The organism is Kineococcus rugosus (assembly GCF_050871975.1).
Lineage (GTDB): Bacteria > Actinomycetota > Actinomycetes > Actinomycetales > Kineococcaceae > Kineococcus.
Genome location: NZ_JBJLSJ010000010.1, coordinates 1 through 26,830 on the forward strand (window position 1 = coordinate 1; position 26,830 = coordinate 26,830).

Here is a 26,830-nt window from a genome sequence, read left to right on the forward strand (position 1 = left end):
TCGCGAATAGGGTCCGCGAAAGCGCCCCCGGCGCGCCCGGGGGGGGACCCCCCCCCGCCCCGGTCCCGCTCCTCGGGGCGGGTGGTCCGCCGGGGCGTGACCCGGGTGAGGGGGTTTGCACTCGCACCCCGAGAGTGCCAACATTGGCGTTGGCACTCTCGAGTCGAGAGTGACAACTGCACTCGACCCGGGAGCGAAGCTCCCCGGCCGGTCCGGTGAGGCCTGCGGGCTCCGGGGGACGTGACCCCGGTGCCCCCGGCCGTCCGTCGCGGGCGCCGTTCCGACCACCCACCGCCCGTCTTCTGGGAGGAACACCAGGCATGAGCAAGATCATCGCCTTCGACGAAGAGGCTCGTCGCGGCCTCGAGCGCGGGATGAACCAGCTCGCCGACGCGGTCAAGGTGACGCTCGGCCCCAAGGGCCGCAACGTCGTCCTGGAGAAGAAGTGGGGCGCCCCCACCATCACCAACGACGGTGTCTCCATCGCCAAGGAGATCGAGCTCGAGGACCCCTACGAGAAGATCGGGGCCGAGCTCGTCAAGGAAGTCGCCAAGAAGACGGACGACGTCGCCGGCGACGGCACCACCACCGCCACCGTCCTCGCCCAGGCGCTCGTCCGCGAGGGTCTGCGCAACGTGGCCGCGGGTGCGAACCCGATGGGCCTCAAGCGCGGCATCGAGAAGGCCGTCGAGGCCGTGACCGAGCAGCTGCTCGCCGCGGCCAAGGAGGTCACCACCAAGGAGCAGATCGCGGCCACCGCCGGGATCTCCGCCGGTGACGCCTCCATCGGCGAGCTCATCGCCGAGGCGCTCGACAAGGTCGGCAAGGAAGGTGTCATCACCGTCGAGGAGAGCAACACCTTCGGCCTCGAGCTCGAGCTCACCGAGGGCATGCGCTTCGACAAGGGCTACATCTCGCCCTACTTCGTCACCGATGCGGAGCGTCAGGAGACCGAGCTCGAGGACCCCTACATCCTCATCCTCAACTCCAAGATCTCCACGGTGAAGGACCTGCTCCCGCTGCTGGAGAAGGTCATGCAGTCGGGCAAGCCGCTCGTCATCGTCGCCGAGGACGTCGAGGGCGAAGCCCTCGCGACCCTGGTCGTCAACAAGATCCGCGGCACCTTCAAGTCCGTCGCCGTCAAGGCCCCGGGCTTCGGCGACCGCCGCAAGGCCATGCTCGGCGACATCGCCATCCTCACCGGTGGCCAGGTCATCTCCGAGGAGGTCGGCCTCAAGCTCGACACCGCTGACCTCGACCTGCTGGGCCGCGCCCGCAAGGTCGTCGTCACCAAGGACGAGACCACCATCGTCGAGGGTGCCGGCGACGCCGACGCCATCGCCGGCCGCGTGGGCCAGATCCGCGCCGAGATCGAGCGCAGCGACTCCGACTACGACCGCGAGAAGCTCCAGGAGCGCCTCGCCAAGCTGGCCGGCGGCGTGGCCGTCATCAAGGCCGGCGCGGCGACCGAGGTCGAGCTCAAGGAGCGCAAGCACCGCATCGAGGACGCCGTCCGCAACGCGAAGGCCGCCGTCGAGGAGGGCATCGTCGCCGGTGGTGGCGTGGCCCTCATCCAGGCCGGCGTGCTGGCCTTCGACAAGCTCGAGCTCACCGGGGACGAGGCCACCGGGGCGAACATCGTCAAGGTCGCCATCCAGGCCCCGCTGAAGCAGATCGCCGTCAACGCCGGTCTCGAGGGCGGCGTCGTGGCCGAGAAGGTCAGCAACCTGCCCACCGGTCACGGCCTCAACGCCGCGAACGGCGAGTACGTCGACCTGCTCGAGGCCGGCATCAACGACCCGGTCAAGGTGACGCGCTCTGCGCTGCAGAACGCCGCCTCCATCGCGGCGCTCTTCCTCACCACCGAGGCCGTCATCGCCGACAAGCCGGAGAAGGCCGCTGCGGCCCCCGCCGGTGGCGACGGCGGCATGGGCGGCATGGACTTCTGAGTCCCGCCGCACCCCGCACCACCTGAACCACCCGCGAGGGCGGTCCTCCAGCCGGAGGGCCGCCCTCGTGGCGTTCCCCGGGGCCCGTTCGGACGGGCGAGGTCGTCCGCGTCGTGCCAGGTTGGCCAGCACCAGGACGGCCGACGTGGAGGAGCGCACGATGTTCGAACGCCTGAACACCCCCGAGGAGATCTTCAGCTACAAGCTGGGAGCCGCACTCACCATGGAGAAGGACACCCTCGCCATGCTGGGTGACCTCCAGGACTCCGCCCGCCGCCCCGAGCTCAAGCAGCTGCTGGCCGAGCACGCCGAGGAGACCCGTCAGCAGATCACGGTGATCGAGCAGTGCTTCGCCCTGCTGGGCGAGGAGGTCGACGACTCCCCGTGCCCGGTGACCAAGGCCCTCGCGGCCGAGGCGAAGGCCAACCTCAAGAAGACCGACGACTCCCTCGTCGACGCCGTGATCCTCGCCGGCGCCCTGGAGACCGAGTACCACGAGCAGGCCGTCTACGAGACGCTGCTGATCCACGCCCGCGCCCGCGGCGCCGCCCCCGTCGCGGCGCTGCTGGAGACCAACCTCGCCACGGAGCAGAGCGCGGGCTCGAAGGTCAAGGCCATGGCCGAGCGCATCGCCACCACCGGGATCGCCGTGCCCGTCGAGGGCATGAGCGGCGGGGTCAAGGCCGGCATCGCCGCCGGGGTCGCCGCGACGGTCGGAGTGGCCGCCGCGGCGGCGGCCAAGGTCGGCGAGCGCAGGGCGGAGGGGGAAGCCGTGGCCGCGGCGGCGGACTCCCTGGAGCGCGAGCGCACCGTCCCGACCGGCACCGCTCCGGTCGCCGGTGACGCGGGGGCCGTCCAGGCCGAGGAGTTCAACGACGACGCGCTCGAGGAGCGCATCGCGGAGAGCGAGAGCCGCACCCGGGCCCAGAGCGACCGCCAGTAGGCGGCCCGGGCAGGGGGAGCCGGAGCGGGCGCTCGAGGGGGGCCCCGGTGCGTCACGGGCGGGCGGGGGCGGCGCCCGGTGGCCGTGGAGCCCTCCCCGCTGCGAGATCGGCGGGGGGCGTCCGCCCGGCCGGAGTCCGCCCACCCCTCCGGTGCCGGCGGGGACCCCGGGAACACCCGCGCCTGCCCGTCGACCTCGGTGTGCGCGGTGCAGCGGGTGTCGGGGTCGGCCGCCGGGGACCTCGCGCACTGGGGCCCGGTCGGCTGACTCGGTGGACGAGCAGGCGGAGCCGCCGAGGCTCCTGCCGCCGCCCGGGCCGGCCCCGACCGCCGAGGTGCACGTCGTCGACGCGGGGGCTCCCCGTCCGGCGGGAGACCCGCCCCTCCGACCGCACCGACGCCCCGTCCGTCCTGCCGCAGCGCCCGTTCCTTCCCTCTCCTCGCCGGTCGCCCTAGGATGTGAACGCTCTCAACGGCGAAGGAGTCGCATGCGCACCGTCCAGGACGTCCGGCGTGTCTGAGACGCTGCGCGGCGTGGGCGGGGACGAGCGGGAGCGCGAGCCCGCGGGGTTCGAGACCGGCGGGTCCCGGCCGCCGGCGATGAGCGACGTGGCGAAGCTGGCCGGGGTCTCGCACCAGACCGTCTCCCGGGTCCTCAACGACCACCCCAACGTCAAGGAGGCCACCCGGGAACGGGTGCGCGCGGCGATCGCCGAGCTCGGCTACCGGCGCAATGAGGCGGCCCGCGCCCTGGTGACGCGCCGCACGGGGGCGATCGGGGTCATCACCGAGGACTCGCCGCTGTTCGGGCCGACCATGACGCTGATCGCCGTCGAGAACGCGGCCCGCAGCCAGGGCACCTACGTCTCGGTCGCGACCGTCACGCGCTGGGAGGTCTCCTCGGTCCAGGCGACCCTGGAGCACTTCCTGGACCAGGGCGTGGACGGGGTCGTGGTCATCGCCTCCCACGACGAGGCCGTGCGGGCGGTGCGGGACTACAGCCGGCGCCTGCCCGTGGTCATGGTGGGTCCCACCCGGGTCAACGGCGACATCCACACCGTGGCGGTCAACCAGTACGCCGGCGCCGGGCTCGCGGTCGGGCACCTGCTCGACCTGGGGCACACCGACATCCTGCACGTCAGCGGGCCCCCGAAGTGGCTGGACGCCCGGGCCCGCGAGCGGGGCTGGCTGGACGCGATGCTGCAGGCTGGAGCGGTGCCGCGCGACCCGGTGCCGGGGGACTGGACGGCCTCGACCGGGTTCGCCATCGGTCGCCGCCTGCTCGGGGAACGGGACGTGCGGCCGCTGCCCACCGCCATCTTCACGGCGAACGACCAGCTCGCGCTGGGTCTGCTGCACGCCTTCGCCGACGCCGGCGTCAGCGTCCCCCGCGAGGTGTCGGTGGTGGGCTTCGACGACGTGGAGGGCTCGGAGCACTTCTTCCCGCCCCTGACCACGGTGACGCCGGACTGGGCCGCGCTGGGGGCGCGGTGCCTGGAGCGCATGACCGCGGCCATCGACCACCTGCCCGCCGAGGGGGTGCTGGTCGGCGCCCGGATCACGGTGCGGGCCAGCAGCGGGCCGCCCCGCCGCTGACCCCGGGGCACCGTGACGGCGCCGTTACCGCGAGCCGCTTGACCCTGAGTGTTGTGAGCGCTCACAATCCAGTGCGGCCAGACATCGCAGTCGGCCCCCGCTCTAGGAGGAGCTCATGCGCGCACCCCGCCCCACCCGTCGTTCCCTGATCGCCGCCGTCAGCCTGGCCACCCTGTGCGGGCTCACCGCCTGCGGCGGGGGGGACGCGGCCGGCACCGCCACCGGCGACGACGCCATCAGCGTCGGCTTCTCCCAGCTGGGGGCCGAGAGCGGCTGGCGCACCGCCAACACCGAGTCGGTCAAGGCCAGCCTCACCGAGGCCGCGGGGTTCGACCTGAACTTCGTCGACGCCCAGCAGAAGCAGGAGAACCAGATCAAGGCCCTGCGCGACTTCGTCGCCCAGGACGTCGACGTCATCGCCTTCTCCCCGGTCATCGAGACCGGCTGGGACGAGGTCCTGCAGGAGATCAAGGACGCCGGGATCCCCGTCGTCCTGGTCGACCGCACCGTCGACACCACCGTCGAGGACCCCTACGTCACCTGGATCGGCGCCGACTTCGAGCAGGAGGGCAGGACCGCGGGGGAGTGGGTCGCGGAGAACGCCCCCGACGCCAAGGTCTTCGAGCTCCAGGGCACCCTCGGGTCCGGGGCGCAGGTCGACCGCGAGAAGGGGTTCGACGCGGTCGTGGGCGACCAGGTCGTCGGCAAGGCCAGCGGGAACTTCACCCGGGCCGAGGGCAAGACGGCCGTCGAGGCCGCGCTGCAGACCTACCCCGAGACCGACCTCATCTTCACCCACAACGACGACATGGGCCTGGGCGCCGTCGAGGCCATCGAGGCCGCCGGCAAGACCCCCGGCGAGGACGTCAGGATCGTCTCGGTCGACGGCGTCCGCGACGGCCTGCAGGCCCTGGTGGACAAGAAGTTCAACTACGTCGTCGAGTGCAACCCGGTGTTCGGCGACCAGCTCGCCGACCTCGTGAAGAAGGTCGCCGCCGGCGAGGACGTCCCGAAGGAGACCATCGTCGAGGACGAGGCGTTCGACCAGACCACCACCCAGGCCGACGTGGACGCCCGGGCCTACTGAGGGTCCCCGGCGCGGCGTCTCCGGCACCGCCCGCGACGCCGCCCGGACCTCGGGAACCCCGACCTCGGAAAGGCCGAAGATGTCGACGAACACGCACGGCACGACGGGTGACGCCGTCGTGCGGATGACCGGGATCACCATCACCTTCCCCGGGGTGAAGGCCCTCGACGGGGTGGACCTCGTCCTGCGCCGGGGCGAGGTGCACGCACTCATGGGGGAGAACGGCGCCGGCAAGTCCACCCTCATCAAGGCGCTCACCGGGGTCAACCGGATCGACCACGGCGGGATGACCGTGGAGGGCCGCGAGGTCCGGTTCTCCGGGCCGAGCCAGGCCCAGGCCGCCGGGATCAGCACGGTCTACCAGGAGGTGAACCTCTGCGCGAACCTCACGGTGGCCGAGAACGTCATGCTCGGCCACGAGGTCCGGCGCGGGCCGTTCATCGACTGGCCCGCCACCCGCCGGGCCGCGCGCGGGTACCTGCAGCGCCTCAACCTCGACGTCGACGTCCGCTCGCAGCTGTCCTCGCACAGCATCGCCGTGCAGCAGCTGTGCGCCATCGCCCGGGCGCTGGTCGTGGACTCCAAGGTCCTCATCCTCGACGAGCCCACCTCCAGCCTGGACCGCGCCGAGGTCGCCGAGCTGTTCCGCGTCATCCGCCAGCTGCGCGACGCCGGGGTCGCGATCCTGTTCGTCTCGCACTTCCTGGAACAGGTCTACGAGCTCTCCGACCGCATGACGGTGCTGCGCAACGGGCGCTTCGTCGGGGAGTTCCCGACCTCCGAACTGCCCCGGCGCGAACTCATCTCCCACATGATCGGGCGGTCGGGGGAAGCCCTGGCCGGCATCGAGGAACAGGCCCGCGCAGCCGTCACCACCCACTCCTCCCGCGAGACCCCGCTGCTGACGGGCCTGGGGATCGGGCGCTCGGGGGCGGTGGAACCGTTCGACCTCGACCTGTACCCGGGGGAGATCGTGGGGTTCGCGGGCCTGCTGGGGTCCGGCCGCTCCGAGGCGGCGCGGCTGCTGGTGGGGGCCGACCGCCCCGACCGGGGGACGCTCACGCTGGGCGGGCGCCCCGTGAAGCTGCCCACCCCGCTCGCGGCCCTGCGCCGGCACATCGCCATGTCGAGCGAGGACCGCAAGAAGGAGGGGATCATCGGCGACCTCACGGTCCGGGAGAACATCGCCCTGGCCCTGCAGGCCGGCCGCGGGACCTGGCGGCGCATCCCCAAGCGGGAACTCGACGAGGTCGTCCAGAAGTACATGGTCGTCCTGAACATCAACCCGCCGAACCCCAACGCGCTCATCCGCAACCTCTCCGGGGGGAACCAGCAGAAGGTGCTGCTGGCCCGGTGGCTGGCCACCGCCCCCCGCCTCATGGTCCTGGACGAACCCACCCGGGGCATCGACATCGGCGCCAAGACCGAGATCCAGCGCCTGGTGGCCGAACTGGCCGCCGACGGCATGTCCATCGTGTTCATCTCCTCCGAGCTGGAGGAGGTGCTGCGCCTGAGCCAGCGCATCGTCGTCATGCGCGACCGGCAGAAGATCGCCGAGATCGCCAACGACGCCACGGTCACCACCGACACCGTCCTGGAAACCATCGCGAACACGGAGGTGAGGGCGTCGTGAGCGGCACCCCGACACGTGGGAACCCGTCCGCGCTGCTGCAGCGGGTCTCCCAGCACGGCCTGCTGTGGCCGGTGCTGGCCCTGGTCGTCCTGCTCCTGGCCTGCGGCCTGAAGAGCCCGGGCTTCCTCGACGTCGCCACCCGCGACGGCAACCTCTACGGCCAGCTGGTGGACCTGCTGCGCAACAGCGCGACGCCCCTGCTGCTGGCCCTGGGCATGTGCCTGGTCATCGCCACCGGCGGCATCGACCTCTCCGTCGGCGCCGTGATGGCCATCTCCCTGGCGGTGTCCCTGACCTACCTCGACGGCGCCGCCGACCCGACCTCGCCGTCGACCGTCGCGGTCGCGGTCCTGCTGGGCCTGGCCCTGGGGGTGGTCATCGGGGCCTTCAACGGGTTCATGGTGACCTCGCTGGGGATCCAGCCCTTCATCGCCACGATGATCCTCATGGTGGCCGGGCGCGGCATCGCGATGCTCATCACCAAGGGGCAGATCACCACGGTCACCAGCCCGCCCTTCAAGTTCCTCGGCTCCGGTTTCGTCCTGGGCGTCCCGGTGCCCGTCGTCATCGCCGGGGTCGTGTTCGTCCTCGTCGCCCTCGCCGTGCGCCGCACCGCGCTGGGGATGTTCCTGGAGTCCATCGGCATCAACCGCGAGGCGAGCCGGCTGGCCGGGGTGAAGGCGCGCTCGACCACCTGGACCGTCTACGTCCTGGCCGGGGTGCTGGCCGCGCTGGCCGGCATCGTCTACGGCGCACCCACGATGGCCGCCGACGCCAACAACATCGGCCTCCTCAAGGAACTCGACGCGATCATGGTGGTCGTCCTGGGCGGCACCCGCCTGGACGGCGGGCGGTTCCACCTCGGTGGCCTCGTCGTCGGGGCGCTGCTGCTGTCGACCCTCGAACGCGCCGTCATCATCTTCGAGCTGCCCAGCCAGACGACCCCGCTGTTCAAGGCCCTCGTCCTCATCGCGGTGTGCGTCGCGGCGTCGCCGCGACTGCGGGCGCGGTGGCGCCGGCCCGCGCCCAGACCCCAGCGACCGGCCCCCGTGGAGGTGGCGGCGTGAGCACCGGACTGTCCCCGGCCGCCCCCTCGGGCGCCCCCGTCCGCCGGCGCGACACGCGCGTCCGCGGGTTCCTCGACCGCCTCGACCGCCGGTTCCTGCCGGTCGTCGGCACGCTGCTGACCCTCGTCGTCATGCTGGGGGTGGGGCAGCAGCGCTACAGCACCTCCCGGGCCGACTTCCTCAGCATGCGCCTGTTCTCCAACCTGCTCCTGGACAACTCCTACCTGCTCGTCCTGGCCGTGGGCATGACCTTCGTCGTCCTCGCCGGCGGCATCGACCTGTCCGTGGGGGCGGTGGTGGCGCTCGTCGGCCTCGTCACCGCGAAGCTGTTCACCGCCGGGGTCCCGCTGCCGGTGGTGCTCGTCCTGGGGGTCCTCATCGGGACCTGCTGCGGGCTGCTCATCGGCGTGATGGTGCAGGTCTTCGACATCCAGCCGTTCATCGCCTCCCTGGCGGTGATGTTCCTGGCGCGGGGCCTGGCCAACGTCGTCAGCACGGAGTCGCTGAAGATCGACGACCCGTCGTTCTCCGCGCTGGCGTCCTGGAGCCTGAAGTTCGGGCAGGGCCGGGAGACGTGGCGCATCAACGCCAGCATGGTCATCGCCGTGGCCGTGCTGCTGCTGGCCGTGTACGTGCTGCACTACACCCGCTTCGGGCGCAGCGTGTACGGCCTGGGGGCGGGGGACCGGGGCCTCGCGGTGGAACTCATGGGCCTGCGCCCGGCGCGGACCCGCATCGGGGTCTACGTCATCTCCGGCACCTGCGCCGGCATCGCCGGGATCCTCTTCTCGCTGTACACCAAGTCCGGGTTCAACCTCACCGGGATCGGCATGGAGCTCGACGCCATCGCCGCCGTCGTCATCGGCGGGACGCTGCTGTCCGGCGGGGTCGGGTTCGTCCTGGGCACCGGCGCGGGCGTCGTGGTGTACGGGCTCATCCAGGTCCTCATCGCCCGCGAGGGCCTGGACTCCTGGTACACCCGCGTGTTCATCGGCGCGGTCCTGCTCGCCTTCGTGGTGCTGCAGAAGGTCGTCACCGCCCGCCGGCGACGGTGACCCGCGAGGGCGGTCCCCCACCCGGGGGGCCGCCCCGCGGCTCAGACCACCGCGTCGCGCTGCACGTCGTAGAACGGCACCTCGGCCGCCACGAACGCCTCCTCCAGGGCGTCCAGCCCCCGCTCCAGCAGGAACCGGCGCTCGCTCTCGTGCACCGGGACCGCCTGCAGCCAGTGCACGTCCAGCCCCGGTTCCAGCGGGTAGCGCGACAGGTGCGCGAAGTTGCCCGGCGCGGTGAACAGCAGGTGCTCGGTGCGCCCGCCCAGCAGGTCGGCCACGATCCCGGGGAACACCGTCCCCGGCGACAGCGGCCACGGCTCACCCACCGCGGCGAACGCCGAGGCGACCAGCAGGCCCGTCGCCAGCCGCCGCTCCACGTCCTGCAGGACGGTCACCAGCTCCACCCGCACGTCGGTGCTGCCGACGAGGTTGGGGTACCGGTGCATCGACACCGTCGAGACGGACGTGAAACCCGGCGACGGGGCGTCCGCGGCGGTCAGCACGTCCAGCGACAGCGACTCGTCGCGGCTGAGGAACTCCTCGATCTCCGGGCGGCCGTCGGGGATGAGCTGCTCACCGACGAAGCGCGCCATCCGCACCTCGGCGTCGGTGGGCGGGGGGACCTCCGGCATCAGGCGGCCACCCGTCCCACGGGGCGGGCCGCGGCCCGGGCCAGGCCCGTCGCCGGGTCCGCGAGCGCCGCGACGGCGCCGTGCAGGCCCGCGTCGATCCAGGTGTCGCGCCCGGCGAGGGCGTCGAGCACGAACCGCGGGTGGGCGGTGAGCCGTTCGGCGAGCTCGAACCCGGCGGCCCGGGTCGTCGCGGCGAGGTCGTCGATCTGCGGCCAGGGCCGCTCGGGGTTGACGTGGTCGGGGGTCAGCGGGGAGACCCCGCCCCAGTCGTCGACGCCGGCGGCGAGCAGCTGCTCGCGCTGGCCGGCGTCGGACAGGTTCGGCGGTGCCTGCAGCGACACCCCCGCGCCCAGCAGCAGCCGCGCGACGGCGAGGGTGGCGATGTACTCGGGGTGCTCCAGGTCGGCCTCGCCGCGCATCGCGGTGTCGTCCTTGGCGCGGAAGTTCTGCACGATGACCTCCTGGAGGCCGTCGAACTCCTCGGCGACGTCGCGGAGCGCGAGGATCGAGTCGACGCGCTCGGCGTAGGTCTCCCCGATGCCGACCAGGACGCCGCTGGTGAAGGGGACGCGGGCGCGGCCGGCGTCGCGCAGGACCCGCATCCGCAGGTCGGGGTCCTTGTCGGGGGAGCCGTGGTGGACCTGCCCCGGTTCCAGCCACAGCCGGCGCGAGGTCGTCTCCAGCATCATGCCCATCGAGGGGGCCAGCGGGCGGGAGGACAGCAGCGCCTCGTGCGTCATGACGCCGGGGTTCAGGTGCGGCAGCAGGCCGGTCTCGTCCAGGACGCGGCGGGCCAGGTGCTGGACGTACTCCAGGGTGGAGGCGAAGCCGTGCCGGGTCAGCCAGTCGCGGGCCGCGGGCCAGCGGTCCTCGGGGGCGTCGCCGAGGGTGAACAGCGCCTCCTTGCAGCCGGCGGCGGCGCCGTCGCGGGCGATGGCCAGGACGTCGTCCTCGGACAGGTACGCCACGGGCAGCCGGCCCGGGACGGTGGCGAACGTGCAGTAGTGGCAGCGGTCCCGGCACAACCGGGTGACGGGGACGAACACCTTGCGGGAGTAGGTGATCACCCCGGGGTGCCCGGCGCGGGCGAGGGTCTGGTCGCGGACCGGGCGGGCCAGCGCGCACAGCGCGTCGAGGTCGTCGCCGCGGGCGTGCAGCAGGGCCTGCGCGCCCTCGCGGTCCAGGGCCCCGTCGCGGGCTCGCCCGAGGGCGTCCGCGACCGCCGACGGCGCGGGAGCGGGTTCGGGCGGGGCGGCGTGCCGGCGGCGCGGGGCGGGGAGGCTGGTGCTCACGACGGGTTCTCTCCGGGGGTCAGGCAGTCGGCACGGACGGGGTGGCCGGCGCGCGGGGGGTCGTGCGGGTGCAGCCCGGGGGGCAGGGCGCGCCGGGTGCGGGCGCCGACGCCGAGGGCCAGGGCCTGCGCGAGGTCGGCCAGGGTGTCGACGTCGCGGCGCAGCGAGGGCAGGGCCGCCGTCAGCGGGCGCGCTCCGGCCCGCACGTGGCGCTCGGCCGAACCGGGGCCGAACCGGTGCGGGACGTCGCCGTCGCGGTCGGCGAGCAGGACGCTGCCGGTGCCGTCGGCGTCGGTGACCAGGGCGGGACCGGGCACGCGCAGCGCCTCGGCCAGCGCGGCGGCGAGGTCGTCGGGGCGCAGCGCGGGCACGTCGCCCAGCAGCACCGCCGTCGGGCCCCGCTCCAGGCTCGCCAGGCCCGCCTCCAGCGCCCGGTCCAGCCCGGGGCGGCCGGGGCAGACGGTGGCCGTCCCGGCCGCGCGGGCCGCCCGCAGGACCCCGGGGTCGTCGCTGACGCACACCACGAGCCCGACGCCGGGCGTGACCAGGCACGCCGCCAGGCAGTCCAGCGCCATGGCCAGGGCCAGGTCGCGGCGGTCGCCGGGGGGCAGCGCGAGCCGGGACTTCGCCTCGTCACCGCCCTTGACCGGGACGACGACCCGCCAGCCGCTCACGTGGGTCACCGGGGGAGTCTCCCCCACGGGCCCGGCCGGGGGAACACCTACCCTGGCGCGTGTGGAGATCCCCGCGCGGTTGACCGCGCCCGCGCGCCGCGTCGTGCGCACCCGGGTGGGCGCCGACCCCCTCGACGTCGCCGAGCACGCCGCCCTGGTGGGCGACGCCGCCGCGGGCGCCGTCGTCACCTTCGCCGGCGTCGTGCGCGACCACGACCACGGCCGCGGCGTGCGGGAGCTGGAGTACGTGGGGCACCCCACCGCCGCGGACGTCCTGGCCCGCGTCGTGGCGCGGGTGTGCGCGGGGGCCGACGTGGACGCCGTCGCGGTCAGCCACCGGCTGGGGCACCTGGCGGTCGGGGACGTGGCCCTGGCCGTGGCGGTCTCGGCGGCCCACCGCGCCGAGGCGTTCGCCGCGTGCGCCCGGCTGGTCGACGAGGTCAAGGACGAGCTGCCGGTGTGGAAGCACCAGCACTTCACCGACGGCACCTCCGAGTGGGTGGCCTGCCCCTGAGGGTTAGCCTCGGGCGGTGCTCGAAGCTCTCGCCGTGGCCGCCACCTCCCCCCGCGCGCTGACCGACGAGCAGGCGGTCGCGCTGCTGGGCGCCGACGGCGAGGACCTGGAGGAGCTGGCCGCGGTCGCCGACGCCCTGCGCCGCGAGCGGGTCGGCGAGGACGTCACGTTCGTGGTGAACCGCAACCTCGACGGGACCCGGGTGGGCGCGGACCTGCCGCTGGTGCGCGAGCTGGTCGCCGAGGCGGTCGCGCTGGGCGCCACCGAGGTCTGCGTCCAGGGCCCGGTGCCGGCCGCGGCCGGTCCCGAGGGGTACCTGGACCTGGTCCGCGCGGTGCGCGAGCACGACGTCCACCTGCACGCCTTCCGGGTCCCCGAGCTGCTGGAGGCCGCCGACCGTCGCGGCAGCACCGTCGAGGCGTTCCTGCGCGCGGCCCGCGACGCCGGGCTGGGGTCGGTGCCGGGGACGGCGGCGAAGGTCCTCGACGACGACGTGCGGACGGTCCTCAACGGCGGCGTCCCCGACCTGCCGGTCGCCCGGTGGGTCGAGGTGCTGCGCGCCGCTCACGCCGCCGGGCTGACCTCCACGTCCACGCTCGTGCACGGCGGCCCGGAGTCCGCGGCCCAGCAGGTGCGGCACCTGCGGCTGCTGGCCGCGATCGGCCGCGGGACCGGAGGCATCACCGAGTTCATCGCGATGCCCTCCCCGCTGCGGCCCCCGTCGGCGCGCGCGACCCGGGCGCTGCACGCGGTGGCCCGGCTGCTGCTGGACGGGGCCGTCGACCACGTGCAGGCGGCCTGGCCCAAGCACGACGCGGACCTCGTCGTGCAGCTGCTGCGCGGCGGGGCCGACGACCTGGGCGGTCTGCTGCTCGACGGCGAGCGCGACCCCGCGGCCGGGCAGGAGGCCGGCACCACGTTGTCGCGCGAGGGCGCCGCGGCGCTCGCGGGCCGCGCGGGGCGGCCGCTGCGGCAGCGCAGCACCCGGTACGGCGAACCCGTCCCCGCGTGAGCGGGGTCCTCGACGTCGCGGTGGTCGGGGCGGGGTTCGCCGGGCTGGGGACGGCGATCCGCCTGGCCCGGCGCGGCCGGGAGAGCTTCGTCGTCCTCGAGCGCGCCGCGCAGGTCGGCGGGACCTGGCGGGACAACACCTACCCGGGCGTGGCGTGCGACGTCCCGTCGCACCTGTACTCGTTCTCCTTCGCCCCCGAGCCGGGCTGGTCGCGGGTGTTCGCCCCCGGCGCGGAGGTGCAGCGGTACCTGCGGGCGCGGGCGGCGGAGGTCGCGGGGGCCCTGCGGCTGGGGTGCGAGGTGCTGCGGGCGCGGTGGGACCGGGCGGGGTGCTGGGTGCTGACGACCACGACGGGGACGGTGCGGGCCCGGGTGCTGGTGATGGCGGCCGGGCGGCTGACCGAGCCGCGGGTCCCCGACGTGGAGGGGCTGGACTCCTTCGCCGGGCCGGTGTTCCACACGTCGCGCTGGGACCACTCGGCCGACCTGGCCGGCCGGCGGGTCGGGGTGGTGGGGACGGGTGCCTCGGCGGTGCAGGTGGTGCCGGAGCTGGCGGGCGTCGCCGGGCACGTGAGCGTGTTCCAGCGCAGCCCGGCGTGGATCGTCCCGCGCGGGGACCGGCCGTTCAGCGCGGCCGAGCGGGCGGGTTTCGCGGGGGACCCGCGGCGCGCGCGGGAGGTGCGGGAGGCGACGTTCGCGGAGATGGAACGCGGGCTGGGGGCGCGCCGGCTGGAACCGGTCGCGCTGGAGGCGTTGCGGCGCAGGGCGAGCGAGCACCTGCGGGCGTCGGTGGCCGACCCGGGGCTGCGGGCGGCGCTGACCCCGGACTACGAGATCGGCTGCAAGCGGGTGCTGCTGTCGGACGACTTCTACCCGGCGCTGACCCGTCCGGACGTGACGCTGGTGCCGTCGGCGGTGCGGTCGGCCGGGCCCGGTGCGGTGCTGACGGCCGACGGTGCGCGGCACCGGCTGGACGCGCTGGTGCTGGCGACGGGTTTCCACTCGACGGTGCAGCCGTACGCGCGGCGGGTGACCGGGCGCGGCGGGACGTCGCTGGCGCAGGCGTGGGCGGACGGCATGGTGTCGCACGCCTCGACGGTCGTGCACGGTTTCCCGAACCTGTTCGTGCTGGACGGGCCGAACGCGAGCCTGGGGCACAACTCGGCGGTGCACGTCATCGAGAGCCAGATCGGGTACCTGCTGGGGGCGCTGGACCACCTCGCCGCCTCGGGGCGGCCGCTGGAGGTGAGCCTGGCGGCGCAGCAGGAGTACACGGCGCGGATCGACGCGATGGCGGGGGAGTCGGTGTGGCTGCGGGGCGGGTGCCGCAGCTGGTACGTCGACGAGCGCAGCGGCCGGCTGACGCTGCTGTGGCCGGACACGGCCACGGAGTTCCGCCGCCGCAACGGCACGTTCGACCCCGCGCCCTTCTTGTAGGACAAGTAACTCGACTTGTACGATGAGTGAGTGACCACCGTCGATCGCATCCGCCACGTCGAGCTGTCCACCCTGACCCTGCCGCTGGAGCGTCCGATCAGCGACGCCAAGGTCCTCACCGGCCGGCAGCGGCCCATGACCGAGATCGTGTTCCTCGTCGCCACGGTCAGCACCGAGCAGGGCCTGTCCGGCACCGGTTTCAGCTACTCCAAGCGCGCCGGCGGCCCGGCCCAGTACGCCCACGCCCGCGAGGTCGCGGCCGACGTGCTGGGGGAGGACCCCAACGACATCGCGAAGATCTACACCAAGCTGCTGTGGTCGGGGGCCTCCGTCGGGCGCAGCGGCGTCGCCACGCAGGCGCTGGCCGCGATCGACATCGCGCTGTACGACCTGAAGTCCAAGCGGGCCGGGCTGCCGCTGGCGAAGTTCCTCGGCGCCCACCGCGACTCGGTCCGCACCTACAACACCTCCGGGGGTTTCCTGCACGCCCCGCTGGAGGAGGTCCTGGCCCGCGCCGACGAGTCGCTGGCCGCCGGGATCGGCGGCATCAAGATCAAGGTCGGGCAGCCGGACCGGCGCGAGGACCTGCGCCGGGTGACCGCCGTGCGCGAGCACCTCGGCCCCGACGTCCCGCTCATGGTCGACGCGAACCAGCAGTGGGACCGCACCTCCGCGCTGCGGATGGGCCGGGCCCTGGAGGAGTTCGACCTGGTGTGGATCGAGGAACCCCTCGACGCCTACGACGCGGTGGGGCACGCCGACCTCGCGCGGGCGCTGGACACCCCGATCGCCACCGGCGAGATGCTGTCCAGCGTCGGGGAGCACCTGGCCCTCGTCGAGCACCGCTCGGCCGACGTGGTCCAGCCCGACGCCCCGCGCATCGGGGGCATCACCCCGTTCCTGCGGCTGGAGGCCCTGGCCGACCAGGCCGGTCTGGACCTCGCCCCGCACTTCGCCATGGAGATCCACCTGCACCTGGCCGCGGCCTACCCGCGCGAACCGTGGGTCGAGCACTTCGAGTGGCTGAACCCGCTGTTCGAGGAGCGGCTGGAGACGGTCGAGGGCCGGATGCTCGTCCCGGACCGCCCCGGGCTGGGGTTCACCCTCAGCGAGCAGGCCCGCGCCTGGACCACCGACCGCGTCGGGTTCGGCCGCGCGTGACGACCCGCACCCAGACCCTCGTGGACGCCCTGCGCACCCGCATCGAGGAGGGTGCGCTGGTGCCGGGGCAGGCGATCGGGTCCGAGAGCGAGCTGGTCGCCGAGTTCGGGGTCTCGCGCACCGTCGTGCGCGAGGCCGTCTCCCGGCTGCAGGCCGCCGGGCTCGTGGAGACGCTGCGGGGGCGGGGGTCCTTCGTCCTGGCCCGGCCCAGCGGGCGGTCCTTCGGGGTCGACGTCGGGGGGCTGCGCTCGGCGGCCGAGCGGGCCGAGCTCCTGGAGTTCCGCACGGCCGTGGAGACCGAGGCCGCGGCGCTGGCCGCGCGGCGGCGCACCGACGACGACCTCGCCGCGATCGGCCGGGCGGCGAGCGCGTTCGAGGCGGCCGCGGCGCGCCCGGCCGAGGCCGTGGACGCCGACTTCCGCTTCCACCTGGCGGTCGCGGCCGCCTCGGGCAACCGCTACCTCGGCCGGCTGCTGGAGACCCTCGGCGAGCCGATGATCGCCATGCCCTCCGCACGGCTGCGACCCGGCTCCGACGGCACCCCGCCGGTCGAGGCCGAGCACCGCTCCATCGTGGCCGCGCTCGAGCGCGGGGACGCCGAGACGGCGCGGGCGGCGATGCGGGTGCACCTGGTCAACTCCGCGGTCCGCCTCGCGGGCGGCTGACCGGCCCGGGGGCTCAGCCGCCGGCGAAGGGCGGCAGCACGTCGAGGGTGGCGCCGGGCTCCAGCCGGTCCTCGGCGCGGGCGCTGACCCCGTCGAGCAGGAAGCTGGACGCGGCCAGCACGCGGGCCAGGGCGGGGCCGCGGGCACCGAGGGCGGCGACGAGGTCGCCCAGGGTCGAGGCCGGCCCCAGCGCGACCTCCTCGGCCTCGCGGCCGGCGGCCTCGGCGGCGCCGGCGAAATACCGGACCGACAGGGTCATCGCGTCGTTCACCTTCCGTTCACCTTCCCGGGGGGTGCGGGTCATCCGCCGATCGCGCTCATCGGGCGCGTGGGGTGCAGGAACGACGGGTCGTCGATGGCGTGGCCCGGCAGCTTGCCCCACATCGCCGCCCGCCACGCCGCGCCGAGGGCCGCGTCGTCGGCGCCCGCGCGCAGCGCCGTCCGCAGGTCGGTCTCGGTGGTGGAGAACAGGCAGGTGCGGACCTGCCCGTCGGCGGTCAGGCGGGTGCGGTCGCAGTCGCCGCAGAAGGGCCGCGTCACCGAGGCGATCACCCCGACGTCGCCCACGCGCGCCCCGGCCGCGTCCAGGACGTCCCAGGTCTGGGCCGGTGCGGCTCCGCGGGCCGACCCCGGCTGCGCGGCGAGGGTGAACTCCCGTTGCAGCGCAGCGAGGATCTCGTCGGCGGTCACCATGTCCGAGCGCTGCCAGCTGCCGTGCGGGTCCAGCGGCATCTGCTCGATGAAGCGCAGCCGGTACCCGTGCTCCAGCGCCCAGCGCAGCAGGTCGGCGGCCTCGTCGTCGTTGGTGCCGCGCAGCAGGACGGCGTTCACCTTCACCGGGGCCAGGCCCGCCTCGGCGGCCGCGGCCAGGCCGGCGAGGACGTCGGCGTGCCGGTCGCGCCGCGTGATGCGCGCGAAGCGGTCGGCCCGCAGGGTGTCCAGGGAGACGTTCACCCGGGTCAGCCCGGCCGCCGCCAGGGCCCGCGCGCGGCGGGCCAGGCCCAGCCCGTTGGTCGTCAGCGAGGTCCGCACGGGCCGGCCGTCCGGGGTCCGCAGTCGCGCCGTGGCGGCCACGATGTCCTCCAACCCCTTGCGCAGCAGCGGTTCCCCGCCGGTGAAGCGCACCTCGCGGATGCCCAGGTCGGTGACGGCGAGGCGGACCAGGCGGATGATCTCGCCGTCGGTGAGGACGGCGGAGTCCTCGAGCCACGGCAGGCCCTCGGGCGGCATGCAGTAGTGGCAGCGCAGCGTGCAGCGGTCGGTCAGGGAGACCCGCAGGTCCCGCGCCGTGCGCCCGTGCCGGTCCAGGAGGTCGCCGGTCCGGAAGCGCGGGTCCTCGGCCGGTGGGAGCGCCACGGCGCCCCCGTCCGCTGCCGGGGGCCGCACGCGGGGGACGCCCAGATCGACCGTGCTCACGCGCCCAGCGTAAGTCGCGCACCGCCGCGGTCCCGACGCCGCCGACGCTCGGTGATCCTCCGTGTGGCCTTCGTCACGTCTAGTGAAGCGCGCCACAGGTTGGTCACGACCGCGCCGATGGGTTAAGGTAAACACCAGATGAACAGGAGGTGGCACATGAACGACATCGCCACGAAGGCCAGTCAGCAGACGAGCACCGCGCCCGCCATGCACTGGGTGACGGTCCGCGACACGTCGGGCCGCCCGCACCTGGAGATGCGCTGGAGCATCCCCGGGGCGCACGCGCCGCTCGCCCGAGCCGCCTGACCCGGTCACGACCACGAGGACCCCGCACCCACCGTGCGGGGTCCTCGTGCGTCCCGCCCGTCAGGACCCGAACATCCGGGCGTTCGCGCTCTCGACCTCGGCGTACTGCCGGCCGGCCTGCGCCAGCGCCCGCTGGATGTCCTCCAGCGACGCCCGCACCCGGTCCTGCGTGACGCGCCACTGCGCCGACAGCGCCTGGAAACCGCTGGCCGCCTGCCCCTTCCAGCACGACTCCAGGTCCAGCAGGTGCCGCGTCATGGCCTCCACCTCGGCCGCGAGGTTGCCCGCCGAGGCCGCCACCGCCGTCCCCGCCTGCTCCACGCGCGCGCTGTCGACCTCGAACCGGCTCATGGCATGCTCCTCACTCCCGCGACGACCGCGGACCCGACTGCTGGTGCGGAGGAACGTAGGCCCGTGACCCCACCCCCGCGGCGCGCCCGTCCACAGCGCGGCCGGTCCCCGCGCCCACCCGGCGCCTGTGCGGACGCCGACGCCCCGGCCGTGAGCAGCCCGATGAGCGTCCGGTGAGCGTCCGATGAGCGTCATGGTCGACACCGCGGCGATCCCCGCCCACGGACGGACGTGGGCCCACCTGGCCAGCGACACCTCCGCCGCCGAGCTGCACCGCTTCGCCCGGCTCCTCGGCATCCCGCCGCGCGCCTGCGAGGGCGACCACTACGACGTCCCCGTCGAGCGCGTCCCCGAAGCCGTCGCCCTCGGCGCCGAGCTCGTCACCACCCGCGAACTGCTCGCGCGGCTGCGCGCCGCCGGGCTGCGCACCCCCAAGCGCCGCGGTGAGAAGGTCCTGAGCTCCACCGTCGTCGACGGGCACCGCGTCGACGTCGTGCGCGCCGCGACCGTCCCGGCGCCCCACGGCACCCACCGCCTCGCGCACCTGCGCGCCGGACGGCTCGTCCTGACCGCCGACGGCGACCTGCCCGTCACCCCCCACCTGCACGCGACTCCCGGCGCCGGCGTCGCCGGGTTCCGCCGCTGGTGGCTGCGGACCCCCGCCGGCTACGACCTGCGGCACGACGGGCTCCTCGTCGGACCCGGCGCGGGCCTCGACGCCGGACCCGGCGCGCCCGTCCCCGCGACCGACCGGTGGTGGGTGCCGCTGCTGACCCCCGGCTGACCGCCCGGCCGACCGCGTAGCCGACCCCGGCCGGGACGACGACGCCCCCGGCGGCCGCGCGCAGCGGCCACCGGGGGCGGGGGACGATCAGCCGGTCAGCCCTCGGCGCGCGCGGTCAGCGTCACGTCAAGCGTCTGCTCCGCGCCGTCGCGCACCACCGTCACCTGCACGGTGCTGCCCACGGCCTTGCCGCGGACCGTGGCGGTCAGCGACTCGTACCCGTCGATCGCCACCCCGTCCACGTCCGTGATGACGTCGCCGGCCCGGAGCCCGGCCGCGGCGGCCGGCGAACCGGCCGTCACGTCCGCGACCTGCGCGCCCTGCCGCCGCACGTCCCCGACCGTCGCGGTCGCGGCCTGCTGCGACATGCTCACTCCCAGCCAGGCGTGCTGCGCCGAACCGGTCGCGATCAGCTGGTCGGCGATCATCTTCACCTCGTTCGAGGGGATCGCGAACCCCAGGCCGATGCTGCCGGACTGGCTGGAGGACGACGCCGAGCTCAGCGAGGCGATCGAGGAGTTGACGCCGATCACCTCCCCGGAGGAGTTCAGCAGCGCCCCACCGGAGTTGCCCGGGTTGATCGCCGCGTCCGTCTGGATCGCGTTCGTCGCCGCCGTCTCCCCGGTCGTCTGCTGCTGCATCCCGAACGGGTCCTGCTGCGAGGGCTGGCTCTCCGTGCTCGTCAGCACCGGGCGGTCCAGCGCCGACACGATGCCCGTCGTCGCGCTGCCCGACAGGCCCAGCGGGTTGCCCAGCGCCATCACGGCCTGTCCGGCCACGACGTCGTCGGAGTCGGCGAACGTCGCCGCCCGCAGGTCGCTCGGCGGGTCGGTCAGCTGGATCACCGCGAGGTCGGTCGCCGCGTCCGTGCCCTTGATGGTCGCCGCGTACTCGCGCCCGTCCGACAGCGTCACCGTGATCGTCGCCCCGGTGCCCAGCCCCGACACGACGTGGTTGTTCGTCACCACGTACCCGGCGGAGTCGTAGACGACGCCGGAGCCCTCGGCCTCACCGCTCTGCCCGGTCACCGTCACCGACACCACGCTCGGGGCGACGGCGCTCACCACGCCCTGCCAGTTCACCGTCGTCTCGCTGACGCCCTGGACCGGGGCGCTGCTGGAGGACGACGACGAGGAGGACGCCGGGGACCCCGACGTGTCCTGCCCGAAGGCGCCCACCGCGCCGACCGTCGCGACGCTGGCCAGCAGGGCGCTGGCGACCGCGACCCCCGCCGTGCCCAGCCAGCCGGGGGAGCGGCGCGGCCCGCGACGGCCCCCGCCGCCACCCCCGCCGCCGTGACCGCCGCCGTCACCGCCGGGCGGGACGGGGCCGCCGGGGACGGCCCACGGGTCGTGGCGGGCGGGCTGGCCGTGGCCGGGGACCCCGCTCTGCCCGTACGGGCCGCGGTTCCAGTCCCAGGCCTGCTGGGGCCGGGTCGCGTCCTGGTCACCGGCGCCCCCGCCCTGGTCGCCGCGGGCGGTGGTGGAGACCGCCCCGGACGCGGGGTGGCCGAAGCCGTCGTGGACGTCGCGTTCGTCGGGGCCGTTCATCCTCGTTCACCTCTGCGGGTCGGGAGCGGGTCTGGAGCTCTACCCCTCCATCTACGGCCACCGCGCTGCAGACCGGCCCGGAGCCGGCTGGAACCTAGCTGTGAATGCCCCCGGGACCGTCCTCGTCCTCCGGCTCGTCCTCCGGCTCGTCCTCCGGCTCGTCCTCGAAGTCGTCGTCGGACGGGACGGCGGGCTGCTCGTCGGCGCGGAACCGGACGCGGAAGGTCGCCCCGCCACCGGGGGTGGGCAGCACCGAGACGGTGCCGCCGTGCACCTCGACGATCGTGGCGACGATGGCCAGCCCCAGCCCCGACCCGCCCCCCGTCCCGCGCCGGCGCGAGGAGTCGACGCGGTAGAAGCGCTCGAAGACCTTCTCGGCCTGGTCCGGGGTGAGCCCGGGCCCGTGGTCGCGCACCTCCACGACGGCCTCGGGACCCGACGGGCCCTGGACCCGGCCCACCGCCACCTCCACCGGCGTGCCGGCGGGGGTGTGGTGCACCGCGTTGGCCAGCAGGTTCGTCAGGACCTGCCGCACGCCCGCCTCGTCGGCCAGCACGACCGCCGACGAGGGCCCCGACCCCTCCTGCACCCCCACCAGCCGCACCGCGCGGTCGGGGGCCAGCGCCCGGGCGTCGTGCACCGCGTCGGAGGCGACGACGACGAGGTCGACCGGCTCGCGCCGGGTGCTGCGGGCGCGCTGCGCCTCGTCCAGGCGGGCCAGCGCCAGCAGGTCCTCCACCAGCCGGCCCAGCCGGGTCGACTCGCCCTCGATGCGCCCCATCACGTGCGCGACGTCGTCCGGTTCGCGCACCGCGCCCTGCCGGTACAGCTCGGCGAACCCGCGGATCGCGGCCAGCGGCGTCCGCAGCTCGTGGCTGGCGTCGGCGACGAACCGGCGCATCTGCTCCTCGGACCGCTGCTGGGCGCGGAAGGAGCTCTCGATCTGCGCGAGCATCGCGTTCAGCGCGTTCGACAACCGGCCGATCTCGGTGCCCGCCGGGGCGTCGGGCACCCGGCGCGACAGGTCCCCGCCCGCGATCGCCGAGGCCGTGCGCTCGATGTCGTCCAGCGGCCGGAAGCTGCGGCGGATCGCCAGCGCGGCGGAGAACGCCCCCAGCACCAGCACCCCCGCGGCGACCGCGAGCGCCACGGTGCGGAAGTCCGACAGCGTGCGGGTCGCCCCCGTCAGCGGCAGCGCCACCGCGATGTTCACCGTCTCGGGGCTGCCGCCGACGGTCGCGCTGAAGACCAGCACCCGCCACGGGTCGCCGCCGCCGGTGTCGTCGGCGGTGAACACCTGCGGGTGGTCCCGCACGAACGCGGTCGTCAGGGCGGGCAGCTCGGGGGAGTCCTCGCAGCGGCGCTGCCCGTCCAGGGCGCAGACCCGCCGCGCGTCGGACCCGTCGGCGGCGGAGAACTGCACGTAGTAGTCCGACAGGAACAGCGACTGCGCCGACGGCTGGTTCAGCGCCGGGAAGGCGCTGTAGATCGCCGCCTTCCCCTCCTGCGCCAGCTGGTCGTCGACCTGCTGCTGCAGGTTGCCCTGCAGCAGGTGCAGCGAGACGACGCTCGTGACGCCCATCGCCGCCATCAGCAGCACCACGACGACCGCGAGCAGCCGGGTCCGCAGCGGCAGGCGGGCCTCCGCGGCCCGGGCGCGCGAGCGCGCCGCCCGCCACCGGTCCCGCAGCCGGTTCATCCCGCCGTCTGCGGGACGCGCAGGACGTACCCGACGCCGCGCTTGGTGTGGATCAGGGGGTCCAGGCCGTCGGTGTCCAGCTTGCGGCGCAGGTAGGAGATGTACGACTCCACGATCCCCGCCTCGCCGTTGAAGTCGTAGTCCCACACGTGGTCGAGGATCTGCGCCTTCGACAGGACCCGGTTCGGGTTGAGCATCAGGTACCGCAGGAGCTTGAACTCGGTGGGGGACAGCTCCACCTCCCGCCCGGCGCGGCGCACCTCGTGGGAGTCCTCCTCCAGCTCCAGGTCGTGGAACACGAGCCGGCCGGTGTCGGGACCGGCGACCGCGCCGGTGCGGCGCAGCACCGCGCGGATGCGGGCCACGACCTCCTCCAGGCTGAAGGGCTTCGTCACGTAGTCGTCGCCGCCGACGGTCAGCCCGGCGACCTTGTCGGCCGTGTCGTCGCGGGCGGTGAGGAACAGCACCGGCACCGGGCGGCCCCGCTCGCGCAGCTTGCGCGTCACCGTGAACCCGTCGAGGTCGGGGAGCATCACGTCGAGCACCACGAGGTCGGGCCGGAACTCCTCGGCGAGCTTGAGGGCCTCGGCGCCGTCGGCGGCGGAGGCGACCTCGAAACCGGCGAAGCGCAGGCTGGTGGCCAGCAGTTCGCGGATGCTCGGCTCGTCGTCGACCACGAGCAGTCGGGCTTCGGGGGGCGAGCCTGCGGATCTCACGCGGGCCAGTCTGCCCCGCGAGCCTGGGAGGCGGCTGGGGACGCGCCCGGTGCCGCCGCGGTGCTGACCCGGTGCCGACCCGGTGCGCCGCGGCCGCCGCCCGGGCGGGGTGGCAGGATCGCCGGGTGCTGAGGACGGTGACCGCGACCCGCTACGTCGCGCCGCTGCGGGAGGGCGGGAGCCTGCCGGGGCTGTGCGAGGCCGACGACTCCGGGACCTACGTCGTGAAGTTCCACGGCGCCGGGCAGGGCCGGCGGGTGCTGGTGGCCGAGGTCCTCGCCGCCCGGCTCGCCGCGGCGCTGGACCTGGACGTCCCCGAGCTCGTCGTGGCCCGCGTCGACCCCGTCATCGGCCGCGGCGAGCCCGACGAGGAGGTCCAGGACCTGCTGCTGCGCTCGCCCGGGGACAACCTGGGGATGGACTTCCTGCCCGGGGCGCTGTCCTTCGACCCCGCCGTCGACCCCGCCGACCCGGCGTGGGCGGCGCGGGTGCTGTGGTTCGACGCCTTCGCCCTCAACGTCGACCGCTCCTGGCGGAACCCGAACTCGCTGTGGTGGGGGGCCCGGCCCTGGCTCATCGACCACGGGGCCGCGCTGTACTTCCACCACGACTGGTCCCGCGCGGCCGGCAGCACCGACCGGCCGCTGCGGCACGCCGAGGACCACCTGCTGCTGCCCGTCGCGGCGCCCGTCGCCGACGTCGCCGCCGCGTGCGCCGCGACCCTGACCGACGACGTCCTGCACGCCGCCGTCGCCGACGTCCCCGACGGCTGGCTGGACGGCGAGCCGGGGTTCGCCTCCGCCGACGACGTCCGCGCCGCCTACCTCGACTGGTTCACCGCCCGCCGGGCCGCGACCGGCTGGGTCGCGGACCTGGCCCGCGTGCAGTCCACCCGGGGGGAGGCCCGCCGTGGCTGAGCTGGAGGTCTTCGAGTACGCCGTCGTGCGGGTCGTGCCGCACGTCGAGCGCGCGGAGTTCGTCAACGCCGGGGTCGTGCTGTGGTGCCGGGCGCTGGAGCACCTGGCCGCCCGCACCGCCCTGGACGCCGGCCGCGCGCTGGCCCTGGCGCCCGACCTCGACGTCGACGCCGTCGAGCGGCACCTGCGGGCGCTGGAGGCCGTGTGCTCCGGCGACCCCCGCGGCGGCGCCCCCACGGGGGAGGCGAAGGGCGCCCGGTTCCGCTGGCTCGTCGCGCCGCGCTCGACGGTCCTGCAGACCTCCCCGGTGCACTGCGGGCTGACGGCCGACCCGGCCGCCGAGCTGGACCGGCTGCTGACGCGGCTGGTCCGGCCCGGCGGCTGAGAGGTCGGCGCGCGGGTCAGGCGCGGCGGACCTGCACGACCGAGGGGCGCGGCTGGCCGGTCCCGTCGTAGGGGAACGTCGAGGCCGGGTCGTCGATGGTGGCGCCGTCGACCTCACCGGGGTGCTGCACGGCGACGAACACGGTGCGCCCGTCGTCGGCGATGACGGGCCCGCAGGTCTCCGCGCCGGTCGGCACCGACAGGAACTGCCGGACCTGGCCGCGGTTCGGGCCGTCGACGACCACCTCGTACAGCCCGTCGTTGCTGCCGAGGGTGTTGCCGTCGGTGGAGATCCACAGGTTGCCGGTGGCGTCGAAGGCCACGTTGTCCGGGCAGGAGATCGGGGAGACCTGCGCGGGGTCGAAACCGCCGAAGTAGGTGCTCTGGTCCTCCGGGTCGCCGCAGACGAGCACGAGGTTCCAGAGGAACTCCGTGGCCGCCGCGTCGTCGCGCGCCTCGACGATCTCGACGACGTGCCCGTCCTTGTTCAGCGGGCGCGGGTTCGCCTCGTCGACACCGGCCTTGCCCAGGGTGCCGCGCTGGGTGTTGTTGGTGCACGCGACGTAGACGCGGCCGTTGACGGGGTTGCGCTCGACGTCCTCGGGGCGGTCCATCTTGGTGGCGCCCACGACGTCGGCGGCGGCGCGGGTGTTGACGAGCACCTGGTCGATCGACATGCCCGGCACGACGGAGCGGCCGTCGCGGGTGAGCTGCACCCAGCGGCCGCGGCCGTCGAAGCGGTCGTCGTCGGCGCCGTCGCCCTCGAAGACGGCCACGTACAGGTCGCCGTCCTCCAGCAGCCGCAGGTTGTGCTTGCGGTCGCCCTCGCGGTAGGCCCGCTTGGAGATGAACTTGTACAGGTACTCGAACCGCTCGTCGTCGCCCATGTAGGCCACGACGCGGCCGTCGGCGGCGAGGGAGACGGTCGCCCCCTCGTGCTTCATGCGGCCCATGGCGGTGTGCTTGCGGGGGGTCGAGGCCGGGTCGGAGGGGTCGACCTCGACGATCCAGCCGAAGCGGTTGGCCTCGTTGGGCTCCTTCTCGGCGCTGAACCGCTCCTCGATGCGCTCCCACGAGCGGCCGCTGCTGCCGTAGACGCTGTAGCGGTCGCTCTGGCCGCCCTCGACCTCGGGGGAGGAGAAGTAGCCGTTGAAGTTCTCCTCGCCGGACAGGACGGTGCCCCACGGGGTCGTGCCGCCGGCGCAGTTGCCGAAGGTGCCGACGGGGGTGCGGCCCTTGGGGTCGGCGCTGGTGCGCAGCGACTTCGCGCCCGCGGCGGGACCGGTGAACGCCATCGGCGTCATGGGGGTGATGCGGCGGTTGAACTCCGAGCCGCGCACGTAGCCCCACGGGGAGTCCGCGTCCGCCCGGCGCAGCTCCACGACGGACATGCCGTGGGCGGCCAGCGAGATGCGCAGCTGCTCGTCGGTGGCGCTCTCGGCGTCGACCCAGTCGCGGAACATGAGTTCCTCGTTGGTGTACTCGTTGTTGCACACCAGCAGGGCCCGGTTCGGGTCCTGCAGCGGGACGATGGTGGTGTAGTCGTTGTTGTAGCCGAACTGCCCCAGCTGCGCCTCGGCGGTCTGGTTCTCGAAGTCGAAGTCGGGGGCGCCGGGCAGGATCGGGTCGCCCCAGGAGATCAGCGGCGCCCAGGTCCAGCCCTCGGGCACGTCGAAGGAGTCGACCTCCGCCGGGACGGGGGCGATGACGCCGAAGTCCACGGCGTGACCGGGGTCGAACGGCGCGGCGAGCAGGTTCACGTCGCCGCCACCGCCGAACGCGCTGGCGGGCTGGGCCTGGCCCACGGCGGCCCCGGCCACCCCGAGGCCGACGAGACCGGCCAGGACGCCGCGGCGGGACACCGCCGAGCGCACGACGTCGCCGAAGTAGGCGTTGCCGGAACCGTTGGGCGCGGGCACCGCGCAGGACGTCGCGCAGCGGTAGTGGCAGGTCATCGGGCTGCGGCGCCCGGCGGGGGAGTAGGGCAGCAGT

25 protein-coding genes and 1 pseudogene are annotated in these 26,830 nt (G+C 74.6%); 16 read left to right on the forward strand and 10 right to left on the reverse strand.

Annotation, left to right across the window (positions count from 1 at the left end; genetic code table 11):
* Positions 1-320 precede the first annotated feature (320 nt).
* From groL to ACRYM6_RS07250, 7 genes are all read left to right on the forward strand, one after another.
* Complete coding sequence (groL, locus tag ACRYM6_RS07220; protein WP_432542142.1) at positions 321-1,949, forward strand: chaperonin GroEL; 1,629 nt, start codon at positions 321-323, stop codon at positions 1,947-1,949.
* 160 nt (positions 1,950-2,109) lie between these two features.
* Positions 2,110-2,892 (forward strand): ferritin-like domain-containing protein, encoded by a 783-nt coding sequence (locus tag ACRYM6_RS07225; RefSeq protein ID WP_432542144.1) that lies wholly within the window; start codon positions 2,110-2,112, stop codon positions 2,890-2,892.
* 512 nt (positions 2,893-3,404) lie between these two features.
* Positions 3,405-4,487 carry a LacI family DNA-binding transcriptional regulator gene (locus ACRYM6_RS07230; protein WP_432542145.1) on the forward strand — a complete coding sequence of 361 codons (1,083 nt, stop codon included), beginning with the start codon at positions 3,405-3,407 and terminating at the stop codon, positions 4,485-4,487.
* 115 nt (positions 4,488-4,602) lie between these two features.
* Complete coding sequence (locus ACRYM6_RS07235) at positions 4,603-5,574, forward strand: ABC transporter substrate-binding protein (RefSeq protein ID WP_432542146.1); 972 nt, start codon at positions 4,603-4,605, stop codon at positions 5,572-5,574.
* 79 nt (positions 5,575-5,653) lie between these two features.
* The gene (locus tag ACRYM6_RS07240; protein ID WP_432542147.1) at positions 5,654-7,207 is read left to right on the forward strand and encodes a sugar ABC transporter ATP-binding protein; all 1,554 of its coding nucleotides are present in this window, start codon (positions 5,654-5,656) and stop codon (positions 7,205-7,207) included.
* Positions 7,204-8,274: an ABC transporter permease gene (locus ACRYM6_RS07245; protein WP_432542148.1), complete on the forward strand. Its 1,071-nt coding sequence runs from the start codon at positions 7,204-7,206 to the stop codon at positions 8,272-8,274. Before ACRYM6_RS07240 ends, ACRYM6_RS07245 begins: the two co-directional genes overlap by 4 nt.
* Entirely contained in the window at positions 8,271-9,329 is a 1,059-nt protein-coding gene (locus ACRYM6_RS07250) for an ABC transporter permease subunit (protein ID WP_432542150.1), read from the forward strand. The genes ACRYM6_RS07245 and ACRYM6_RS07250 overlap by 4 nt, the downstream gene beginning before the upstream one ends.
* A 41-nt stretch (positions 9,330-9,370) precedes the next feature.
* Here the strand turns inward: ACRYM6_RS07250 and ACRYM6_RS07255 are convergent, their stop codons facing one another.
* The 3 genes and pseudogenes from ACRYM6_RS07255 to cofC all read right to left on the reverse strand — a co-directional run bounded on the left by ACRYM6_RS07255 (position 9,371) and on the right by cofC (position 11,936).
* On the reverse strand, positions 9,371-9,961 hold the full coding sequence (locus ACRYM6_RS07255; protein ID WP_432542151.1) for a suppressor of fused domain protein: 591 nt from the start codon (positions 9,959-9,961) through the stop codon (positions 9,371-9,373).
* 11 nt (positions 9,962-9,972) lie between these two features.
* A pseudogene (cofG, locus tag ACRYM6_RS07260) lies at positions 9,973-11,253 on the reverse strand (7,8-didemethyl-8-hydroxy-5-deazariboflavin synthase CofG); the annotation flags it as partial.
* Positions 11,250-11,936, reverse strand: a complete 687-nt coding sequence (cofC, locus tag ACRYM6_RS07265; protein WP_432542152.1) for a 2-phospho-L-lactate guanylyltransferase — start codon at positions 11,934-11,936, stop codon at positions 11,250-11,252. The pseudogene cofG and the gene cofC, both read right to left, overlap by 4 nt.
* Before the next feature lie 52 nt (positions 11,937-11,988).
* Between cofC and ACRYM6_RS07270 the strand changes: the two genes are divergently transcribed.
* From ACRYM6_RS07270 to ACRYM6_RS07290, 5 genes are read left to right on the forward strand one after another with little or no spacing between them, the layout of a single operon-like run.
* Entirely contained in the window at positions 11,989-12,441 is a 453-nt protein-coding gene (locus tag ACRYM6_RS07270) for a molybdenum cofactor biosynthesis protein MoaE (RefSeq protein WP_432542153.1), read from the forward strand.
* A gap of 16 nt (positions 12,442-12,457) precedes the next feature.
* Positions 12,458-13,453, forward strand: a complete 996-nt coding sequence (locus ACRYM6_RS07275; protein WP_432542154.1) for an FO synthase — start codon at positions 12,458-12,460, stop codon at positions 13,451-13,453.
* Complete coding sequence (locus ACRYM6_RS07280) at positions 13,450-14,889, forward strand: flavin-containing monooxygenase (RefSeq protein ID WP_432542155.1); 1,440 nt, start codon at positions 13,450-13,452, stop codon at positions 14,887-14,889. The genes ACRYM6_RS07275 and ACRYM6_RS07280 overlap by 4 nt, the downstream gene beginning before the upstream one ends.
* A gap of 30 nt (positions 14,890-14,919) precedes the next feature.
* On the forward strand, positions 14,920-16,050 hold the full coding sequence (locus tag ACRYM6_RS07285; protein WP_432542156.1) for an L-talarate/galactarate dehydratase: 1,131 nt from the start codon (positions 14,920-14,922) through the stop codon (positions 16,048-16,050).
* Positions 16,047-16,715, forward strand: coding sequence for a FadR/GntR family transcriptional regulator (locus ACRYM6_RS07290; protein WP_432542157.1), 669 nt, complete (start codon positions 16,047-16,049; stop codon positions 16,713-16,715). Before ACRYM6_RS07285 ends, ACRYM6_RS07290 begins: the two co-directional genes overlap by 4 nt.
* Positions 16,716-16,728: 13 nt before the next feature.
* On the opposite strand, the gene ACRYM6_RS07295 is transcribed toward ACRYM6_RS07290, so the two are convergent.
* Positions 16,729-16,986, reverse strand: a complete 258-nt coding sequence (locus ACRYM6_RS07295) for a MoaD/ThiS family protein (RefSeq protein ID WP_432542158.1) — start codon at positions 16,984-16,986, stop codon at positions 16,729-16,731.
* 29 nt (positions 16,987-17,015) lie between these two features.
* Positions 17,016-18,071 carry a GTP 3',8-cyclase MoaA gene (gene moaA, locus ACRYM6_RS07300; protein WP_432542287.1) on the reverse strand — a complete coding sequence of 352 codons (1,056 nt, stop codon included), beginning with the start codon at positions 18,069-18,071 and terminating at the stop codon, positions 17,016-17,018.
* A gap of 216 nt (positions 18,072-18,287) precedes the next feature.
* Between moaA and ACRYM6_RS07305 the strand changes: the two genes are divergently transcribed.
* Positions 18,288-18,437 carry a hypothetical protein gene (locus ACRYM6_RS07305; protein ID WP_432542159.1) on the forward strand — a complete coding sequence of 50 codons (150 nt, stop codon included), beginning with the start codon at positions 18,288-18,290 and terminating at the stop codon, positions 18,435-18,437.
* 60 nt (positions 18,438-18,497) lie between these two features.
* Here the strand turns inward: ACRYM6_RS07305 and ACRYM6_RS07310 are convergent, their stop codons facing one another.
* Complete coding sequence (locus ACRYM6_RS07310; protein ID WP_432542160.1) at positions 18,498-18,788, reverse strand: WXG100 family type VII secretion target; 291 nt, start codon at positions 18,786-18,788, stop codon at positions 18,498-18,500.
* Between the two features lie 184 nt (positions 18,789-18,972).
* On the opposite strand from ACRYM6_RS07310, the gene ACRYM6_RS07315 reads away from it, so the two are divergent.
* A complete protein-coding gene (locus ACRYM6_RS07315; RefSeq protein ID WP_432542161.1) occupies positions 18,973-19,572 on the forward strand; it encodes a DUF4031 domain-containing protein in 600 nt (199 codons plus the stop codon).
* 95 nt (positions 19,573-19,667) lie between these two features.
* Here ACRYM6_RS07315 and ACRYM6_RS07320 read toward each other — a convergent pair whose 3' ends face one another.
* The 3 genes from ACRYM6_RS07320 to ACRYM6_RS07330 all read right to left on the reverse strand — a co-directional run bounded on the left by ACRYM6_RS07320 (position 19,668) and on the right by ACRYM6_RS07330 (position 23,537).
* Positions 19,668-21,122 carry a S1C family serine protease gene (locus tag ACRYM6_RS07320; protein ID WP_432542162.1) on the reverse strand — a complete coding sequence of 485 codons (1,455 nt, stop codon included), beginning with the start codon at positions 21,120-21,122 and terminating at the stop codon, positions 19,668-19,670.
* A gap of 94 nt (positions 21,123-21,216) precedes the next feature.
* Positions 21,217-22,821: a sensor histidine kinase gene (locus tag ACRYM6_RS07325; protein WP_432542163.1), complete on the reverse strand. Its 1,605-nt coding sequence runs from the start codon at positions 22,819-22,821 to the stop codon at positions 21,217-21,219.
* On the reverse strand, positions 22,818-23,537 hold the full coding sequence (locus ACRYM6_RS07330; RefSeq protein ID WP_432542165.1) for a response regulator transcription factor: 720 nt from the start codon (positions 23,535-23,537) through the stop codon (positions 22,818-22,820). The genes ACRYM6_RS07325 and ACRYM6_RS07330 overlap by 4 nt, the downstream gene beginning before the upstream one ends.
* A 125-nt stretch (positions 23,538-23,662) precedes the next feature.
* Here ACRYM6_RS07330 and ACRYM6_RS07335 point away from each other — a divergent pair, with 125 nt between their 5' ends.
* Together ACRYM6_RS07335 and ACRYM6_RS07340 are read left to right on the forward strand one after the other, a co-directional pair.
* On the forward strand, positions 23,663-24,454 hold the full coding sequence (locus ACRYM6_RS07335; RefSeq protein ID WP_432542166.1) for a HipA family kinase: 792 nt from the start codon (positions 23,663-23,665) through the stop codon (positions 24,452-24,454).
* Entirely contained in the window at positions 24,447-24,839 is a 393-nt protein-coding gene (locus tag ACRYM6_RS07340) for a DUF3037 domain-containing protein (protein WP_432542167.1), read from the forward strand. The genes ACRYM6_RS07335 and ACRYM6_RS07340 overlap by 8 nt, the downstream gene beginning before the upstream one ends.
* Positions 24,840-24,855: 16 nt before the next feature.
* Here ACRYM6_RS07340 and ACRYM6_RS07345 read toward each other — a convergent pair whose 3' ends face one another.
* Positions 24,856-26,793: a PhoX family protein gene (locus ACRYM6_RS07345; protein ID WP_432542289.1), complete on the reverse strand. Its 1,938-nt coding sequence runs from the start codon at positions 26,791-26,793 to the stop codon at positions 24,856-24,858.
* Between the last annotated feature and the right edge of the window lie 37 nt (positions 26,794-26,830).